The 16899-nt window shown below is 52.4% G+C and carries 14 protein-coding genes, 1 tRNA gene and 2 rRNA genes; 16 read left to right on the top strand and 1 reads right to left on the bottom strand.

The features are described from left to right. Nucleotides 1-79: 79 nt before the first annotated feature. The 14 genes from OYT1_RS08200 (at nt 80) to OYT1_RS14085 (ending at nt 13155) form a co-directional block, all read left to right on the top strand. Nucleotides 80-2964, top strand: a 23S ribosomal RNA gene (locus OYT1_RS08200). Nucleotides 2965-3077: 113 nt separating this feature from the next. Next, a 5S ribosomal RNA gene (rrf, locus tag OYT1_RS08195) occupies nt 3078-3191 on the top strand. 170 nt (nt 3192-3361) lie between these two features. Then, nucleotides 3362-3574, top strand: coding sequence for a 30S ribosomal protein S21 (rpsU, locus tag OYT1_RS08190; protein WP_035384625.1), 213 nt, complete (start codon nt 3362-3364; stop codon nt 3572-3574). Between the two features lie 37 nt (nt 3575-3611). Continuing rightward, nucleotides 3612-4058: a GatB/YqeY domain-containing protein gene (locus OYT1_RS08185; protein WP_062627766.1), complete on the top strand. Its 447-nt coding sequence runs from the start codon at nt 3612-3614 to the stop codon at nt 4056-4058. Between the two features lie 57 nt (nt 4059-4115). Then, nucleotides 4116-5849, top strand: coding sequence for a DNA primase (gene dnaG, locus OYT1_RS08180; RefSeq protein WP_062627767.1), 1734 nt, complete (start codon nt 4116-4118; stop codon nt 5847-5849). Between the two features lie 64 nt (nt 5850-5913). Next, nucleotides 5914-7863 (top strand): RNA polymerase sigma factor RpoD, encoded by a 1950-nt coding sequence (gene rpoD, locus OYT1_RS08175; protein ID WP_062627768.1) that lies wholly within the window; start codon nt 5914-5916, stop codon nt 7861-7863. Between the two features lie 7 nt (nt 7864-7870). Next, nucleotides 7871-7947: transfer RNA gene (locus tag OYT1_RS08170), tRNA-Ile, on the top strand. Between the two features lie 449 nt (nt 7948-8396). Continuing rightward, nucleotides 8397-8672 (top strand): type II toxin-antitoxin system Phd/YefM family antitoxin, encoded by a 276-nt coding sequence (locus OYT1_RS08165; RefSeq protein WP_062627769.1) that lies wholly within the window; start codon nt 8397-8399, stop codon nt 8670-8672. A 137-nt stretch (nt 8673-8809) separates the two neighbouring features. Further along, nucleotides 8810-9100 (top strand): putative toxin-antitoxin system toxin component, PIN family, encoded by a 291-nt coding sequence (locus OYT1_RS08160; protein WP_232013144.1) that lies wholly within the window; start codon nt 8810-8812, stop codon nt 9098-9100. A 526-nt stretch (nt 9101-9626) separates the two neighbouring features. Beyond that, nucleotides 9627-9869, top strand: coding sequence for an AbrB/MazE/SpoVT family DNA-binding domain-containing protein (locus OYT1_RS08150; protein ID WP_062627771.1), 243 nt, complete (start codon nt 9627-9629; stop codon nt 9867-9869). Then, nucleotides 9869-10207: an endoribonuclease MazF gene (gene mazF / locus OYT1_RS08145; RefSeq protein WP_062627772.1), complete on the top strand. Its 339-nt coding sequence runs from the start codon at nt 9869-9871 to the stop codon at nt 10205-10207. Before OYT1_RS08150 ends, mazF begins: the two co-directional genes overlap by 1 nt. Before the next feature lie 647 nt (nt 10208-10854). Further along, entirely contained in the window at nt 10855-11298 is a 444-nt protein-coding gene (locus OYT1_RS08135; protein ID WP_062627774.1) for a LexA family protein, read from the top strand. Between the two features lie 7 nt (nt 11299-11305). Then, nucleotides 11306-12577, top strand: coding sequence for a Y-family DNA polymerase (locus tag OYT1_RS08130; RefSeq protein WP_062627775.1), 1272 nt, complete (start codon nt 11306-11308; stop codon nt 12575-12577). A 197-nt stretch (nt 12578-12774) separates the two neighbouring features. Then, on the top strand, nt 12775-13155 hold the full coding sequence (locus OYT1_RS14085) for an HNH endonuclease (RefSeq protein WP_084612094.1): 381 nt from the start codon (nt 12775-12777) through the stop codon (nt 13153-13155). Between the two features lie 53 nt (nt 13156-13208). On the opposite strand, the gene OYT1_RS08120 is transcribed toward OYT1_RS14085, so the two are convergent. Continuing rightward, nucleotides 13209-14453: a site-specific integrase gene (locus OYT1_RS08120; RefSeq protein ID WP_197714074.1), complete on the bottom strand. Its 1245-nt coding sequence runs from the start codon at nt 14451-14453 to the stop codon at nt 13209-13211. A 94-nt stretch (nt 14454-14547) separates the two neighbouring features. Here OYT1_RS08120 and istA point away from each other — a divergent pair, with 94 nt between their 5' ends. Together istA and istB are read left to right on the top strand one after the other, a co-directional pair. Further along, nucleotides 14548-16071, top strand: coding sequence for an IS21 family transposase (istA, locus tag OYT1_RS08115; protein WP_062627779.1), 1524 nt, complete (start codon nt 14548-14550; stop codon nt 16069-16071). Continuing rightward, a complete protein-coding gene (gene istB / locus OYT1_RS08110; RefSeq protein WP_062627778.1) occupies nt 16061-16837 on the top strand; it encodes an IS21-like element helper ATPase IstB in 777 nt (258 codons plus the stop codon). The genes istA and istB overlap by 11 nt, the downstream gene beginning before the upstream one ends. Nucleotides 16838-16899: the final 62 nt, after the last annotated feature.

Raw genomic sequence — 16899 nt, 5'->3', positions numbered from 1 at the left:
TAGTCGTATCGATGCGGTCACAAACGCGAGACAAACAACACTTGTAATGTTGACCTCTTCGGAGGGCTTAACGTTATAGGGTCAAGCGAATAAGTGCATATGATGGATGCCTTGGCGATTACAGGCGATGAAAGACGTGTAAGCCTGCGAAAAGCTACGGGGAGCTGGCAATAAAGCTTTGATCCGTAGATATCTGAATGGGGAAACCCGGCCCTTTGGGTCATTCCTGACTGAATACATAGGTCAGGTAAAGCGAACTCAGCGAACTGAAACATCTAAGTAGCTGAAGGAAAAGAAATCAACCGAGATTCCGTAAGTAGTGGCGAGCGAACGCGGAGCAGCCTGCAACCTTTAGCCATTCAATTAAGAGAACAGCTTGGAAAAGCTGGCCATAGTGGGTGATAGCCCCGTATTTGAAAATTCAGTGGTGGAAATAGGGTTGGAACAAGTAGGGCGGGACACGAGAAATCCTGTCTGAACATGGGGGGACCATCCTCCAAGGCTAAATACTCGTAATCGACCGATAGTGAACCAGTACCGTGAGGGAAAGGCGAAAAGAACCCCGGAAGGGGAGTGAAATAGATCCTGAAATCGTATGCATACAAACAGTGGGAGCGGACTTGTTCCGTGACTGCGTACCTTTTGTATAATGGGTCAGCGACTTACATTCAGTAGCGAGCTTAACCGAATAGGGGAGGCGTAGGGAAACCGAGTCTGATAAGGGCGATAGTTGCTGGGTGTAGACCCGAAACCAAGTGATCTATCCATGGCCAGGATGAAGGTTGGGTAAAACCAACTGGAGGTCCGAACCCACTAACGTTGAAAAGTTAGGGGATGAGCTGTGGATAGGGGTGAAAGGCTAAACAAACTTGGAAATAGCTGGTTCTCTCCGAAAACTATTTAGGTAGTGCCTCACGTATCACTCTCGGGGGTAGAGCACTGTTATGGCTAGGGGTCTATTGCTGATTACCAAACCATTGCAAACTCCGAATACCGAGAAGTGCGAGCGTGGGAGACAGACATCGGGTGCTAACGTCCGGTGTCGAAAGGGAAACAACCCAGACCGCCGATTAAGGTCCCCAAGACATAGTTAAGTGGAAAACGAAGTGGGAAGGCTAAAACAGTCAGGATGTTGGCTTAGAAGCAGCCATCATTTAAAGAAAGCGTAATAGCTCACTGATCGAGTCGTCCTGCGCGGAAGATGTAACGGGGCTCAAACTATGCACCGAAATCGCGGATATGTACTTGTACATATGGTAGGAGAGCGTTCTGTAGGCCTGCGAAGGTGTTCTGTGAAGAATGCTGGAGGTATCAGAAGTGCGAATGCTGACATGAGTAGCGATAAAGGGAGTGAAAGGCTCCCTCGCCGAAAACCCAAGGTTTCCTGTTCAACGTTCATCGGAGCAGGGTGAGTCGGCCCCTAAGGCGAGGCTGAAAAGCGTAGTCGATGGGAAACAGGTTAATATTCCTGTACCTCAATGTAATGCGATGTGGGGACGGAGAAGGTTAAGCAAGCTGTCTGTTGGAATAGGCAGTTTAAGCGTGTAGGGAGATTTCTTAGGCAAATCCGGGAGATCAATTCTGAGGCGTGATGACGATGCACTTAGGTGCAGAAGTTGCTGATACCAAGCTTCCAAGAAAAGCCACTAAGCTTCAGTTATATTGAGACCGTACCGCAAACCGACACAGGTGGGTAGGATGAGAATTCTAAGGCGCTTGAGAGAACTCGGGTGAAGGAACTCGGCAAATTAGCACCGTAACTTCGGGATAAGGTGCGCCCCGGTAGATTGTAGAGACTTGCTCTCGAAGGTCGATGGGGTTGCAGTGAAATGGTGGCTGCGACTGTTTAATAAAAACACAGCACTCTGCAAACACGAAAGTGGACGTATAGAGTGTGACGCCTGCCCGGTGCTGGAAGGTTAAGTGATGGGGTGCAAGCTCTTGATCGAAGCCCCAGTAAACGGCGGCCGTAACTATAACGGTCCTAAGGTAGCGAAATTCCTTGTCGGGTAAGTTCCGACCTGCACGAATGGCGTAACGATGGCCACACTGTCTCCACCCGGGACTCAGCGAAGTTGAAATGTTTGTGAAGATGCAATCTCCCCGCGGCTAGACGGAAAGACCCCATGAACCTTTACTGTAGCTTTGCATTGGACTTTGAACAGATCTGTGTAGGATAGGTGGGAGGCATTGAAGTAGGGACGCCAGTCCTTATGGAGCCATCCTTGAAATACCACCCTGATGTGTTTGAGGTTCTAACCTAGGTCCGTAATCCGGATCGGGGACCGTGCATGGTAGGCAGTTTGACTGGGGCGGTCTCCTCCCAAATTGTAACGGAGGAGTACGAAGGTTCTCTAGGTACGGTCGGACATCGTACTGATAGTGCAATGGCAAAAGAGAGCTTAACTGCGAGACTGACAAGTCGAGCAGGTGCGAAAGCAGGTCATAGTGATCCGGTGGTTCTGTATGGAAGGGCCATCGCTCAACGGATAAAAGGTACTCTGGGGATAACAGGCTGATTCCTCCCAAGAGTTCATATCGACGGGGGAGTTTGGCACCTCGATGTCGGCTCATCACATCCTGGGGCTGTAGCCGGTCCCAAGGGTATGGCTGTTCGCCATTTAAAGTGGTACGTGAGCTGGGTTTAAAACGTCGTGAGACAGTTTGGTCCCTATCTGCCGTGGGCGTTGGAAGTTTGAGGGGACCTGCTCCTAGTACGAGAGGACCGGAGTGGACGAATCTCTGGTGTACCGGTTGTCATGCCAATGGCATTGCCGGGTAGCTAAATTCGGAAGAGATAACCGCTGAAAGCATCTAAGCGGGAAACTCGCCTCAAGATGAGACTTCCCTGGGCACTAGATGCCCCTAAAGAGTCGTTCGAGACCAGGACGTTGATAGGTCAGGTGTGGAAGCGCAGTAATGCGTTAAGCTAACTGATACTAATTGCTCGTGAGGCTTGATCCTATAACATTAAGTAACAAAACAGGTGTTGCTCGCAACAATCAAAACCTCTTTACTTCATCCAGAATATGGCCGACTGGCCTCTCAACTGAGACACCAGTCAGCCGACAGTTATGTCTGACGACCATAGCAAGTTGGTCCCACTCCTTCCCATCCCGAACAGGACAGTGAAACGACTTCGCGCCAATGATAGTGTGGATTGCCCATGTGAAAGTAGGTCATCGTCAGACTCCTTACAAACAAAAAGCCCAGTTCATTCTGGGCTTTTTGCTTTTATGGCTACCAATCGAAAATGTTCGTAGCTATCTGATAGTTAAGACCAAAAATATAGTTGTGGAATCTGGGTTGGTTTGTTAGAATCGCGCCCTCAATTTTTTACCCAATCAAAGGTAGTTTGTTCATGACAACAGTACGTGTTAAGGAAAACGAGCCGTTTGAAGTCGCAATGCGTCGCTTCAAGCGTTCTGTGGAAAAGACTGGTCTGCTGACCGAACTGCGCGCACGCGAGTTCTACGAGAAGCCAACCACCGAGCGCAAGCGCAAGCTCGCCGCTGCTGTCAAGCGCCACTACAAGCGTCTGCGTAGTCAGATGTTGCCGCCTAAGCTGTACTAAGACGGTACGCGCCACCGCAAGGTGGCGTGATTCATTTATGAGCATGAAAATACAAATCAGCGACGATATGAAGTCGGCCATGCGCGCCAAGGATATGGCCCGCTTGGGAACCATTCGTCTCTTGCTTGCTGCCATTAAGCAACGCGAAGTGGACGAGCGTATTGAGCTGGATGATGTCGCTGTGGTTGCTGTTATTGAGAAGATGCTCAAGCAGCGCCGCGATTCTATTTCCCAATACCAGGCAGCGAGTCGCCAAGATCTAGTCGATATCGAGCAAGCTGAAGTGTTGGTATTGCAAGCCTATATGCCGCAGCAACTTGGTGAGTCTGAGATTGCCGGTGTTGTGGCTGAATGTATCGCTGCCGTTGGCGCTGCAGGCCCACAAGATATGGGCAAGGTCATGGCTGTGCTCAAGCCTAAGTTGGCAGGTCGTGCTGACATGGGCAAGGTGTCGGTTCTACTTAAGGCGCAACTCGCCAAATAACCACGTTAATGTACGCCCGTCAGTATCGGCAGGCGTATGTCCAGGAGCTGATTTGAGATGATTCCCCAGAGTTTCATTCAAGAGCTGCTGAATCGGCTGGACATTGTGGACGTGGTCGAGCGTTATGTGCCCCTCAAAAAGGCGGGGGCAAACTACGTCGCCTGCTGCCCCTTCCATAACGAAAAATCCCCTTCCTTCTCGGTTAGTCCGACCAAGCAGTTCTATCACTGTTTTGGATGTGGTGCGCATGGCACGGCGGTTGGCTTTGTCATGGAACATGTCGGTATGGGCTTCGTGGAAGCGGTAGAGGATCTCGCTAAGAGTATCGGTCTCGAAGTGCCCCGCGAGGAGCGGGCGGATACGGCGCAACGCCCAAAGGCGGCATCTGATCTGTTCGAGGTGATGCAGGCGGCCACTCGCTACTATATTGACCAGCTCAAGCAAACGCCACGCGCGGTCGAATACCTCAAGCGACGCGGCATGTCCGGTGAGATCGCCAAGCGCTTCGGCGTTGGGTACGCACCGGATGGCTGGCAAAATCTGGCGGCTGTGTTTCCTGACTACCCGAATAAGTCCTTGGCTGAAGTCGGCCTGATCATCGAGTCGGACGGTGGCAAGAAGTATGACCGCTTCCGTGATCGAATCATGTTTCCCATCATTGGCGGACGAGGTCAAGTCATCGGTTTTGGTGGGCGTGTGCTGGACAAAGGTGAGCCGAAATACCTGAATTCGCCCGAGACACCATTGTTTGAAAAGGGGCGTGAGCTATATGGCTTGTTTCAGGCGCAGAAAGCTATACGCGCCGAAGGCATGGCTTTGGTGGTGGAAGGCTACATGGACGTGGTGGCGCTGGCTCAGCATGGTGTTGAGTATGCGGTAGCTACACTGGGTACGGCGACTACGCCGTACCACATCCAGAAGCTGTTGCGCATGACCGATCAAGTGGTGTTTTGTTTCGATGGCGATGCGGCAGGGCGGCGCGCCGCTTGGCGAGCGCTGGAGAACGCGCTGCCGCATTTGCAGGATGGCAAGCAGTTGCGTTTCCTGTTCCTGCCTCCTGAACATGATCCTGATAGTTATGTGCGCGAACATGGCAAAGAAGCATTCGAGCATCTGTTGGGGGATGAATCGCTGCCGCTGTCGGGCTATCTACTACGCGAGTTGTCATCTCAAGTGGATATGGCTACGCAGGAAGGACGCAGTGCTTTGTTGGAGCACGCCAAGCCCTTGCTGCTAGCGATTGCTGCGCCAACCACGGCTTTGTTGTTGCGCAAGGAGGTGGCGGCGCTGGCGGGTATCGCTCAGAGTGAGCTGGAGGCGTTGTATGGTGTCAAGTCGTTAGGTGCACCTAAACGTCCAGCTCAACAGAAGGCGGCTAGAAAAGCTCCGTCTGGCGGCTTGCGCGCCTTGTTGCGCTGCTTGCTCTCCAAGCCGGAGTTGGCGCTAGAGCTGCCTGAAAGCTGGGAAGTCGATGGAGAAGGTGCGGATGCAATCATGGCGCTGGTGGCATGTCAGGGTGAGCACGACTTCCAGATGGGAACGGCGGCGTTGATCCAGTACTTTCAGGGCACGCCTCATGAAGCGGCTTTGACTTCGGCCGAAGCGGACATCCTCAACTGGGGTGAAGGTTTTGATGTGGAGGCGGAGTTTCACGGTGTGCTGGAAAAATTGCGTCAGGATGCACGCAAGCAACAACTAAATGACTTTCATGCGCGGATGCAGCAGACCGGACCGGTGGGCTTGACCGACGCTGAGCGCAGACTGTATCTGCAACTGCTGCAGCGAGGATAGGCTGTGGCGAATTCTGCTATAATTCGCCGCTTTTTACGCGGCACTCTTACCACGGAACTCGGATATGGCGGCTAAACAAGACAAGAAACAGGCGGTCAGCGCCAAACAAGCAGCAGCACTTGCCAAGCAGCAAGCGCTTCAGGCTGGCGCAGGCGGCACGGATGCTGTGCAGAATGTCGAAGAGCGGCGCACCCGCCTCAAAGCGCTAATTGCGCTGGGTAAGGAGCGCGGTTATCTGACATATGCCGAGATCAATGACCACTTGCCAGAGATGCTCGAGGCTGAGCAGATCGAAGGTGTGGTCAGCATGATCAATGATATGGGCATCACCGTGTGCGATGAAGCACCGGATGCCGAAGCGCTGATCATGTCTGAAGCTACGGCTCCCGTGGCCGATGAAGATGCAGTGGAAGAGGCTGAAGCAGCACTGTCTTCGACCGTCGATTCTGAGTTCGGTCGCACCACCGACCCCGTGCGTATGTACATGCGTGAGATGGGCACGGTCGAGTTACTGACCCGCGAAGACGAAATCGAGATTGCACGTCGTATTGAAGATGGCTTGAAGCACATGATTCAAGCCATTTCAGCCTGTCCTGCCACGATCATTGAAATTTTGGCGCTGGTTGAGAAGGTTACAAAGGATGAGTTGCGCATTGACGAGGTAATCGATGGTTTTATCGACACTGACGTCGAAGAGGAAGTGGTCGCAGAAGTAGAGCCTGAAGAGGCCGAAGATGAAGCTGACGATCTGGAAGAGGAAGAAGAGGATGGTGAGGCGGTCTCCGCTGCCAATCTCGCACAGCTCAAGGTTGATGCACTAGAGCGTTTTGCCATCATTTCTGACCTGTTCGCAAAGCTCAACAAAGCTACCGAAAAGCACGGTTACCGTAGTAAGCAATACAATCAGTTCCAAGAGCAGATTTCTACCGAACTGATGCAGTTCCGTTTCTCTGCCAAGCAAGTGGATGCGCTGTGCGACACCATGCGCAACCTCGTGGACGAGGTGCGCGGCCATGAGCGAGGCATTCAGGATTATTGCGTGACTAAGTCGAAGATGCCGCGCCCGCACTTTATCAAGCTGTTTGTTGGCAATGAAGATAATCTGGAATGGATCCCGAGTGAAATCGCTGCGAACAAGGCCTATAGCTCGACGCTGGATCGTTTCAAGTACGACATCATGGAGCGCCAGCAGAAACTGCTGGACTTGCAAAAGCGCATTGGCCTGCCGATCAAAGATTTGAAAGAGATCAACAAGCAGATGACCAACGGCGAAGCCAAAGCACGCCGTGCCAAACGCGACATGATTGAGGCCAATCTGCGTCTGGTCATCTCCATCGCCAAGAAATACACCAACCGTGGCCTGCAATTTCTCGACCTCATCCAGGAAGGCAACATTGGCCTGATGAAGGCCGTAGACAAATTCGAATACCGTCGCGGTTACAAATTCTCGACTTACGCCACGTGGTGGATCCGTCAGGCCATCACTCGCTCCATCGCCGACCAAGCGCGCACCATCCGCATCCCAGTGCACATGATCGAGACCATCAACAAGATGAACCGCATCTCGCGCCAGATCCTGCAAGAGACCGGTGGCGAGCCGGATGCGGCGACTTTGGCCGAAAAGATGGAGATGCCGGAAGACAAGATTCGCAAGATCCTCAAGATCGCTAAAGAACCGATTTCGATGGAAACTCCGGTAGGTGACGACGACGACTCTCATCTGGGTGACTTCATCGAAGATCACAACACTACCGTGCCGGTAGATGCTGCCGTATATGAAAGTCTGCGCACCGTTACCAAGGACATTCTCGATTCACTGACACCGCGCGAAGCCAAAGTACTGCGCATGCGTTTCGGTATCGAAATGAATACCGACCACACGTTGGAAGAGGTCGGAAAGCAGTTCGACGTGACCCGCGAGCGTATCCGTCAGATCGAAGCCAAAGCGCTGCGTAAGCTGCGTCACCCATCCCGTTCCGAGAAGCTGAAGAGCTTCCTCGACGGCGAAGGCTAAAGCGTTTGGGCCGTTAGCTCAGTTGGTTAGAGCAGAGGACTCATAATCCTTTGGTCGCTGGTTCAAGTCCAGCACGGCCCACCAACTCAAGGACTTAGAATATCTCTAAGTCCTTTTTCATTTGCTTGTGCCATATTTGTGCCATTGAGCAGGTTGGCAGTCCTTTTCAATCATAGATCGATTGAGTCGCTCCGCCACATAGACCGGACTATGGCCGCTGCCTGAGTGAAGTACTGCGAATCCATCAAAGCATAGCGCTCTGGGCTTCATGTCTTGCTGGGTGGCACGTAGAACGGGTGGCTTGCCGTCTGCAAAGAACTGCGGGCACTGATCGAAGCTGGTGGAACCGGCATGGACACTTACAGACGACAGCAGATTCAGATCTTACCCACTAGCAGAGTCACTCTTGCCGTAAGGCCGTCTGAGTATTTCTTTCTGCGAGTTTGCCTCCCATCCAATTCCAAAGACTTGCTGAACTTTTTTCCTTGAAGCTATCTATAATGTACATATTAGCTAGTTAAGAGGGAGTCATTATGCGCACTATCACATCTGTCGAAGCCCAAAATAAGTTTGGAGCATTGCTGGATAACGCTCAGCGAGAGCCGGTTACCATTACCCGTCGTGGTCGCCCTGTGGCATTCTTATTGTCGCCTGCTGACATGCAGGAACTGATGAATGTACGACAGTCTCGGGAAAAAATGCTCGCCGATTTCCAAGCGCTCTTTGCCGCTTCGGACAAGCGCCTTGATCCTGCTGCGAATGAATTAACTGATGCTGACGTGACGCGCTTGGTTGATGAACTTCGGTAAGCGTATTGTGCTGGACACCAGCACACTGATTGGTGCAGTACTTCGACAGCATTCGATTTCACGGCAGGTGGTAATAAAGGCGCTTTCCGAGGGAGATACTATGCGCATCTCCATCTACGATTGCGGAACTTGTAGAGGTGATCCGTAGAGACAAGTTTGATCGTTACCTCGATTTATCAGTCCGTCTTGAATTTGTTGCGATGTATCGTGACAGGATTAGGATGTTCCAAGTGTCACTTGATGATGAGGTAGCCCTTGATCCGCCTTGTCGTGATCCGCGTGACAATAAGTTTTTGGCATTGGCTATAGTGAGCAATGCCGACGTGATTGTTTCGAGCGATGATGATTTGTTGTCGCTCAATCCCTACGGCAATATTTTAGTGCTCACACCGAATGCGTATTTGGTAAGCGGAAGTGGCGGGCAATAATCCAGAGGACTCTCTTGTCCGATGTGTACCCAGAGTGGTATTCCCCACTCGCATGGAGATAAACCGCTTAGTCATCGGTACGACTGTCAGTTCGGTTTCTCGATTGGAGTCTTCGCTCATCAATCAGAAGCACTCTCCAAGTTTCGCTACTTTGAAGACGTACGCACATGCCTGTGGTAACCCAACCGATATCTAGCTCTAATTCCTTTTGCATATTTGACTGGTGAGCGTACGTTCTCTAGCGTGTCATCGACGTTCATTCGTTACGTTGCCCACTCAAGGGGCTTTTCATTTACCCAACGATTAGGAATTGGAATGGCAAACAAGCACTGAATTTATATGTTCCGGCAGGGTTATGGCGAGCCATTATATAGAGCATGTACATATCTGAGATCCAGGGGGGCGATGCTGCCAAATTTTTGTAGTAAACATTTTCTCATGGAGAATGATGATTGTATAAACAATGTTGACACATCGTTAGCAACTTCCTAAACTATGAACTATTGCAACTTTGGGAGAAGCCATTATGGAAGTCATCGTAAAGAAGTGGGGTAACAGCGCTGCGGTTCGCATACCGGCGGCTATCATGCTGGCAGCACATGTTGACTTAGATCAGTCGGTCGATGTCCGTGAAGAGCAGGGGCGTATCGTCATCGAGCCAGTGCGACGCAAAGTATTCAAATTGGAGGAGCTGCTGGGTGGCATTACAGAGAAAAACCTTCATCACCTAGTTGATGCGGGAGTTCCAGTGGGCAAGGAGGTCTGGTAATGGTCTCTAGGTTTGTGCCAGAAGCTGGCGACATAGTCTGGCTTGAGTTCTCGCCACAGGCAGGGCACGAGCAGGCTGGACATCGCCCCGCATTGGTATTGAGTTCTGCATCCTATAACGGAAAAACCGGCACCATGTTGTGCTGTCCAATGACTACTCAGATCAAAGGCTACCCGTTTGAGGTTATCATTCATGCAAAGGGTGTCAGCGGCGCGGTGCTGTCTGACCAAGTGAAGAATCTTGACTGGCGTGCACGTAAAGCAACACCGAAAGGAAAAGCCACTGTCGAAGAGTTAGACGAGGTACGCGCGAAAATCTCTGCGCTGCTCGGTTTATAACTGCTGGTAAGGTAATTCCAGTGTCACCGATTTGTCACGTAGCAGTATATTTCCAAGGCTAATCAAGGCATCTGACGCTAGTTATCGATGTTGTTGGCATCGTAAGTGGCTGATTAATAAAGATAGATAGTTTGTATCCCATCCTGCGAACCAAGGGGTAAGGAGTTCGAATCTCTTCCGGCTCGCGTAACCAAGCATCTAGACTGGCTGCAAAGATTACTTCCGTTCAGTTGGACTAGGGGCTGTTTTTTGCCACCAGCTCGCTTATCAGCATAGATTCGCTGGTACACCGTTTCCGGGCTGATGGCGGCATGGCCGCTGATTTGCTCAGGACCCCATTGCTCAAGCAATCGCTCTTGAGCAAACGTCCCCGTTGCCTCATCAATCCTGCGTGCGTTCAGCGCCCATCTGGCCTCGGATAATGTCTGCGCCTGTTTGGGTCGATAGCTGCGCTTACTGTCAGTTCGGTTTCTCGATTGGAGTCTTCGCTCATCAATCAGAAGCACTCTCCAAGTTTCGCTACTTTGAAGAAGTATGCACATGCCTGTGGTAACCCTACCGATACCCAGCTCTAATTCCTCTTGCATACTTGACTGGCGAACGTACGTTCTCTAGTATGCCGTCGACGTTAATTCGTTACGTTGGCCATGAATCCTCTGACTCAGTTTCCCTCTATCCAGCTTCCCGCACTCGGTGTGCCACCGATCTTCGCGCCCTTGTTCAGCCATAAAGTTCCGGCTGGATTTCCATCGCCAGCCGATGACTATGTGGAAGGGCGCTTGAGCTTGGATCAGCATCTGGTGCCGCATAAGGACTCCACCTTCTTTGTACGCGCCAAGGGCAGCAGCATGATTGATGCAGGGATCTTCGATGGTGACCTGCTGGTGGTGGACAAGTCCATCGAGCCAGTCAGCGGCCATATCGTCATTGCCGTGATTGATAGCGAACTGACCGTGAAGCGTTTGCACCGTCAAGGTGATCAGGTCACGCTCAAGCCCGAGAATCCTCGATTCAAAGACATCATCCTCAAAGAAGGCCAAGAGCTACAGGTCTGGGGTGTCGTCACCTCCACCGTCAAGAAATTCATCTGAGGCGGCCATGCCCATCGCCTTGGTCGATTGCAACAACTTCTACGTTTCTTGTGAGCGGGCATTCAATCCCAAGCTCGAAGGCAAGCCCGTGGTCGTGCTCTCCAACAACGATGGCTGTGCCGTGGCGCGTTCCAATGAGGTGAAGGCGCTCGGCATCAAGATGGGCGAACCGTGGTTCAAGATGGAGAAGTTCGCCAAGCAGCACGGCATCATCGCACTGTCCAGCAACTACGCTCTGTATGGCGATATGTCTGCACGAGTCATGTCCATCCTATCCAACTTCTCACCCCGGCAGGAGATGTACTCCATCGATGAATGTTTCCTTGACCTAGCGGGCTTCCCAGAAGAGAGCCTGATTGCCTACGGACTGACCATTCGGCAAACCATCAAACGTCATACCGGCTTGCCCGTGTGTGTCGGCATTGCCTCCACCAAGACCTTGGCCAAGCTGGCCAACCACTGTGCCAAAAAGGGACTGGCAGGCGAGGAGGGCGTATGTGACTTCGGGAGACTGAGTGACGATGAGCTCGGCACTGTGTTCTCTAGCCTACCCGTCAATGAGGTATGGGGCGTGGGTCGGCGCATCACCGAAAAGTTACAAAGCATGGGCATCCATACCGTTCAGGCATTGCGCACCAGCAGCCCTGAACTCATCCGACAACGCTTCTCCATCGTGCTTGAGCGCACCGTCCTCGAACTTAACGGCGTGTCATGTATCGAGCTGGATCAGGTGGGAGTCCCACAGCAACAGATACTGGTATCACGTTCATTCGGCCAGACCGTCACCGCACTGGATGACCTGATGGAGTCCATCTCCTTCTTCACTACCCGTGCAGCAGAGAAACTGCGCCGGGATGGTTCAGTAGCAGGTAATGTTTGCGTCTATGTCCGTACCAACCCGTTCAAAGAATCCGACCCTCAGTACGACCGCTCCATCGTCGTACCCATCATCGCTACCGATGACACCTCCAAGCTGACCCATGCTGCCATGACCGGACTGAAGGCGATCTACCGGATTGGTTATCAGTACAAAAAGTCAGGCGTGATGCTGATGGCGCTTGAACCCAAAGGCCAGCAGCAAGGAAGTCTGTTCGATGATGTCGCTGAGGATGGCCGAGCAGACCAACGCATGAAAGTGATGGATGCGATCAATCAGCGCATGGGGAAGGGGAGTATCACGCTTGCCTCATCTGGCATCAAGCAGCGATGGGCGATGCGTCGAGAAAACAAGTCGCCGAACTATACGACGGAGTGGGGGGAGTTGCCGGTGGTGATGTAGAAGTAGGTTGGCGAAAGTTGCTTGGTGGTAGAAACTACTTGCGTGGCATCTGGCGGTTGATTCACAACAAATCACGCGCTATTATCGCAGCATGAGTCACGTTTGTTGGCTCATTCAAGGCCAGTCCGATTGTGTCGGCTGGTACCCGTGATGGTCATGTGGCAGCCGGGGTTCATTGTTAACAACAAGGAGCCATTATGCCTACCACAAGACTGACCAAAAATCGAAACTCTGCATTTGTACGCCAATCAGGCCTTTGTCACTATTGTAATTTTCCAATGTGGCAAGGAGACAGTTCCAAGCAATATGCACAGGCTTACGGACTTAGTTTAACAGCGGCACAAAAATTCCAGTGTACTGCCGAACATCTGCTTGCTCGCCAAGATGGTGGGACTGACTATGCAGATAACATCGTTGCAGCCTGTCGATACTGTAATCAAAAAAGACATAAGAGGAAGATGCCAGCGGAGCCGAGTAGCTTCCGGCAGTTAGTACAAAACAGAGTACGTAGAGGAAAATGGTTTTGTGGTTATGTGCTAGATCAATTTCGCAGAAACGGCCTGCTTAGTCATGCGTGAGTGACAGTATCCCGAGGCGAGTCAAACTGCACCCGCCCCGGAATCCGTCACTACTATGCTGCTTGCTGCACCTCGATCATTTCCTGCGCAGTGGACTCTATCGCCGGAGCTTCAACTGCCAGAACAGGCTTGGCCCGCATGATCCTGAGACTGGCGGAGTTGGCTGCATCCTGTAGCGTCTTGCTACTCAGGTGTGCGTAGCGTTCCGTTACGATGCTCTGTGAATGACCGAGTATCTGTTGGACCTCGTACAGCGTCCGGCCACTGTTCACAAGGAACGAAGCGAAGCTATGTCTAAGATCGTGGACTCGAAGGTGTGGCAGTCCTGCCTTGTTGCGCAGCCTTTCCCAAACCTTCTTGATCGACACATAGGGCTTGCCGGTCTGGTGGTTGATGAACAGGTAGTCGTAACCCTGCGTATCCTCCATCTGCTTCAGGATAATGTCGATGGAGGCATCATTCAGCGGCACCGACCGGACACGCTTGCTCTTGCTGGTGCTTGCGGCAATCTTCAGCACACGGTTCTGGATGTCGATGTCTGACTTCTTGGCCGACAGGATTTCGTTCAGACGGCAGCCAGTACCCAGCAGGAGGATGGCTATGTTGCAGACAGTTCGATTTGCATCCGCCCGCAGCACTTCCATGAGCCGGACTAGCTGCTCATCGGTCAGGTAGTTCTCAACTTTGTTGTCGTGGTTGAACAGCTTGAACCGTGACATCGGGTTGGAGTCGATCAACTCGTACTCCATAGCCATCGAGAGCATACGGCGCAAGAGCTTCGGGTGATGATCAGCGCTGGCGGCTGACAGGCCTTCCTCGCTCATCAGCCCGGCATGAAATACCGCCACCTTTTGCTTCTGCACTTGATCCAGTCTTAGTTGACCGAATTCCTTGTCGATGCGCACGAACAGCTGAACATCGCGCTGCCAGCTCCGCTTGTGTACCTTGGCGTAAGGCAAATAGGTTTCGTGGAAAAACGCATTCAGCGTCGGAATGGCCCGCTTGGATTTAATTTCACCGCGCGGGTCAGCCCCAAGTGCGATCTCGGCCTTGAGTGCCTTGGCCTGTTTCCGGGCCTCGACAAGCGGCATGTCGGCAGTGCGACCGATACGCTGATGGCAGGTTTTGTTGGTGCTGTCCTTATAGCGAACATAGTAAGAGCCCTGGCCGTTGCTGGTTGATCGCACCTCTATATACATGCCGCGCACTTCTTCATCGCACAGCTCGACTCTTGACTTGCCCGGTGGAGTGAACAGCCCCTTGTTTATGATTTGTTGGGTCAGCTTGTTGAATTGCACCCAAAACTGACCCACCTAGCGCAGTAAATTGCATCCAAATTTGACCCACGTATAGATACTGTCCTGCTCAATATTTGAGCGGGAACAAACAGGAGTGATCAACGTGGCGATATTAAGCAGCATCAGGCGCTGGCATTTGCGCGACAACATGCCCATCAGAGAGATCGTTCGAAGGACCGGACTCTCCCGCAACACCATCAGGAAGTATTTGACCAACAAAGTCGTTGAGCCCAAGTACCCCAAGCGTAAGACCCCCAGCAAGCTCGACGACTATGCCGTCAAGCTAACTGCATGGCTAAAGACCGAAGCTGGCAAAGGACGCAAACAGAAGCGTAGTCTCAAGCAACTGCACAGCGACTTGGTGCAGCTAGGCTTCACAGGCTCCTACGACCGAGTGGTTGCCTTCGCTAAACGATGGCGACAGCAACAACAAGAACAGGCGCAGACGGCGGGACGCGGCACCTTCATTCCGCTCATCTTTGCACCTGGTGAAGCCTTCCAGTTCGATTGGAGCGAAGACTGGGCCGTCATCGCGGGAGAACGCACCAAACTTCAGATTGCTCACTTCAAACTCAGTCACAGTCGAGCCTTCTATCTGCGTGCCTATCCGTTGCAGACACACGAGATGCTGTTCGACGCACACAACCATGCCTTCGCTGTCTTCGACGGCGTGCCTGCGCGTGGCATCTACGACAACATGCGCACCGCAGTAGACAAGGTCCGACGCGGCAAACAACGCGACGTCAATATCCGCTTCTCTGCCATGGTGAGCCACTACCTGTTCGATGCTGAATTCTGCAATCCAGCTTCCGGTTGGGAGAAAGGACAGATTGAGAAAAACGTACAAGATGCAAGGCATCGCATCTGGAACAAACTCCCCGCGTTTGGGAGTCTGCATGAACTCAATGACTGGCTACATCAACGCTGCCTGTCGCTCTGGAAAGAACTCCCTCATCCCCTACAATCGGAACGTCGTATCGCAGATGTCTATGCGGACGAACATCCTTGCCTGATGGCGCTGTCCTGCCCATTTGATGGATTTGTTGAACACGTCAAACGCGTGTCGCCGACTTGCTTGGTCATGTTCGAGCGTAACCGCTACAGTGTTCCGGCCTCCTATGCCAACCGCCCCATCAGCCTGAGGGTGTATGCCGACAAGCTGTTGTTCGTAGCTGAATCTCAAATCATTGCCGAGCATGTGCGGATGATTTCGAATAAGCATGCTCATGGTCAGACGATCTACGACTGGCGTCATTACCTGAGCGTGCTTCAACGCAAGCCAGGTGCATTGCGCAACGGTGCACCGTTCGCTGAACTACCCGAAGGCTTCAAGCATTTGCAGAACATCTTGCTCAAGCGACTGGGTGGAGATCGGGAGATGGTAGAAATCTTAGCCCTCGTCTTACAGCACGATGAAGCTGCCGTGCTCACAGCAGTCGAGTTGGCCCTAGAGAGCGGTGTGCCATCCAAGCAGCATGTGCTCAATCTGCTGACGCGACTGATTGAGCCTGCACCACCAGCCCCTGTTGATACGCCGGCCCATCTGACGCTCGTGGTCGAGCCGCAGTCTAACGTTAGCCGCTATGACCAATTGAGGGAGGTGCGCCATGCAGCATGAAGCCATGATCACCACGCTCAAGAGCATCAAGTTATACGGCATGGCGCAGGCGGTGGATGAACTGGCTAGCCAAGGTTCACCTGCCTATCAGAGTGCACAAGTGATGTTGAGTACCTTGCTCAAGGCCGAGATGGCGGAACGCGAGGTACGCTCTATCGCCTACCAGATGAAGGCATCCCGTTTCCCAGTCTACCGTGACTTGGCGAGTTTCGACTTCAGCCAGAGCGTGGTGAACGAGGCACTCATCCGGCAGTTGCATCGATGCGAGTTCTTGGATCAGGCACACAATGTGGTGCTGGTCGGAGGCCCTGGCACGGGCAAGACGCATCTGGCGACGGCACTCGGTGTGCAGGCGGTGCAACATCAGCATCGTCGAGTCAGGTTCTTCTCGACCATTGAGTTGGTGAATGCGTTGGAGTTGGAGAAGGCTGCGGGCAAACAGGGGCAGATTGCTAACCGGATGATGTATGCCGATCTGGTGATTCTGGATGAGTTGGGCTATCTGCCGTTCAGCCAAGCGGGAGGTGCATTACTGTTCCACTTCATTGGCAAACTCTATGAGCGCACGAGTCTTGTGATCACGACCAACTTAAGCTTCGCTGAATGGGGCTGTGTGTTCGGGGATGCAAAGATGACAACGGCGTTGCTCGACAGGTTGACGCACCACTGCCACATCGTGGAGTCCGGCAACGACAGTTACCGCTTCAGAAACAGTTCAACTCAATCGGGAAAGGAGGGCAAAAACAGAAAACTATCCACAACTTGAAACGTTCAGAGATAATTCAAGGGTGGGTCAAAGTTCAATGCAATTGGTGGGTCAGTTTTACA

It is taken from the genome of Ferriphaselus amnicola (genome assembly GCF_000974685.2).
Classification (GTDB): domain Bacteria; phylum Pseudomonadota; class Gammaproteobacteria; order Burkholderiales; family Gallionellaceae; genus Ferriphaselus; species Ferriphaselus amnicola.
The sequence above is the reverse complement of the archived record's forward strand: the minus strand, read 5'-3'. Positions and strand labels throughout refer to the sequence as shown.

Bases quoted from the DNA above. Each gene is read 5' to 3' on its own strand.
- OYT1_RS08135 (WP_062627774.1), top strand. From the start codon at position 10,855: ATGAATCCTCTGACTCAGTTTCCCTCTATCCAGCTTCCCGCACTCGGT.
- OYT1_RS14085 (WP_084612094.1), top strand. From the start codon at position 12,775: ATGCCTACCACAAGACTGACCAAAAATCGAAACTCTGCATTTGTACGC.
- OYT1_RS08165 (WP_062627769.1), top strand. From the start codon at position 8,397: ATGCGCACTATCACATCTGTCGAAGCCCAAAATAAGTTTGGAGCATTG.
- OYT1_RS08130 (WP_062627775.1), top strand. From the start codon at position 11,306: ATGCCCATCGCCTTGGTCGATTGCAACAACTTCTACGTTTCTTGTGAG.
- OYT1_RS08185 (WP_062627766.1), top strand. From the start codon at position 3,612: ATGAGCATGAAAATACAAATCAGCGACGATATGAAGTCGGCCATGCGC.
- rpsU (WP_035384625.1), top strand. From the start codon at position 3,362: ATGACAACAGTACGTGTTAAGGAAAACGAGCCGTTTGAAGTCGCAATG.
- OYT1_RS08150 (WP_062627771.1), top strand. From the start codon at position 9,627: ATGGAAGTCATCGTAAAGAAGTGGGGTAACAGCGCTGCGGTTCGCATA.
- mazF (WP_062627772.1), top strand. From the start codon at position 9,869: ATGGTCTCTAGGTTTGTGCCAGAAGCTGGCGACATAGTCTGGCTTGAG.
- istB (WP_062627778.1), top strand. From the start codon at position 16,061: ATGCAGCATGAAGCCATGATCACCACGCTCAAGAGCATCAAGTTATAC.
- dnaG (WP_062627767.1), top strand. From the start codon at position 4,116: ATGATTCCCCAGAGTTTCATTCAAGAGCTGCTGAATCGGCTGGACATT.
- rpoD (WP_062627768.1), top strand. From the start codon at position 5,914: ATGGCGGCTAAACAAGACAAGAAACAGGCGGTCAGCGCCAAACAAGCA.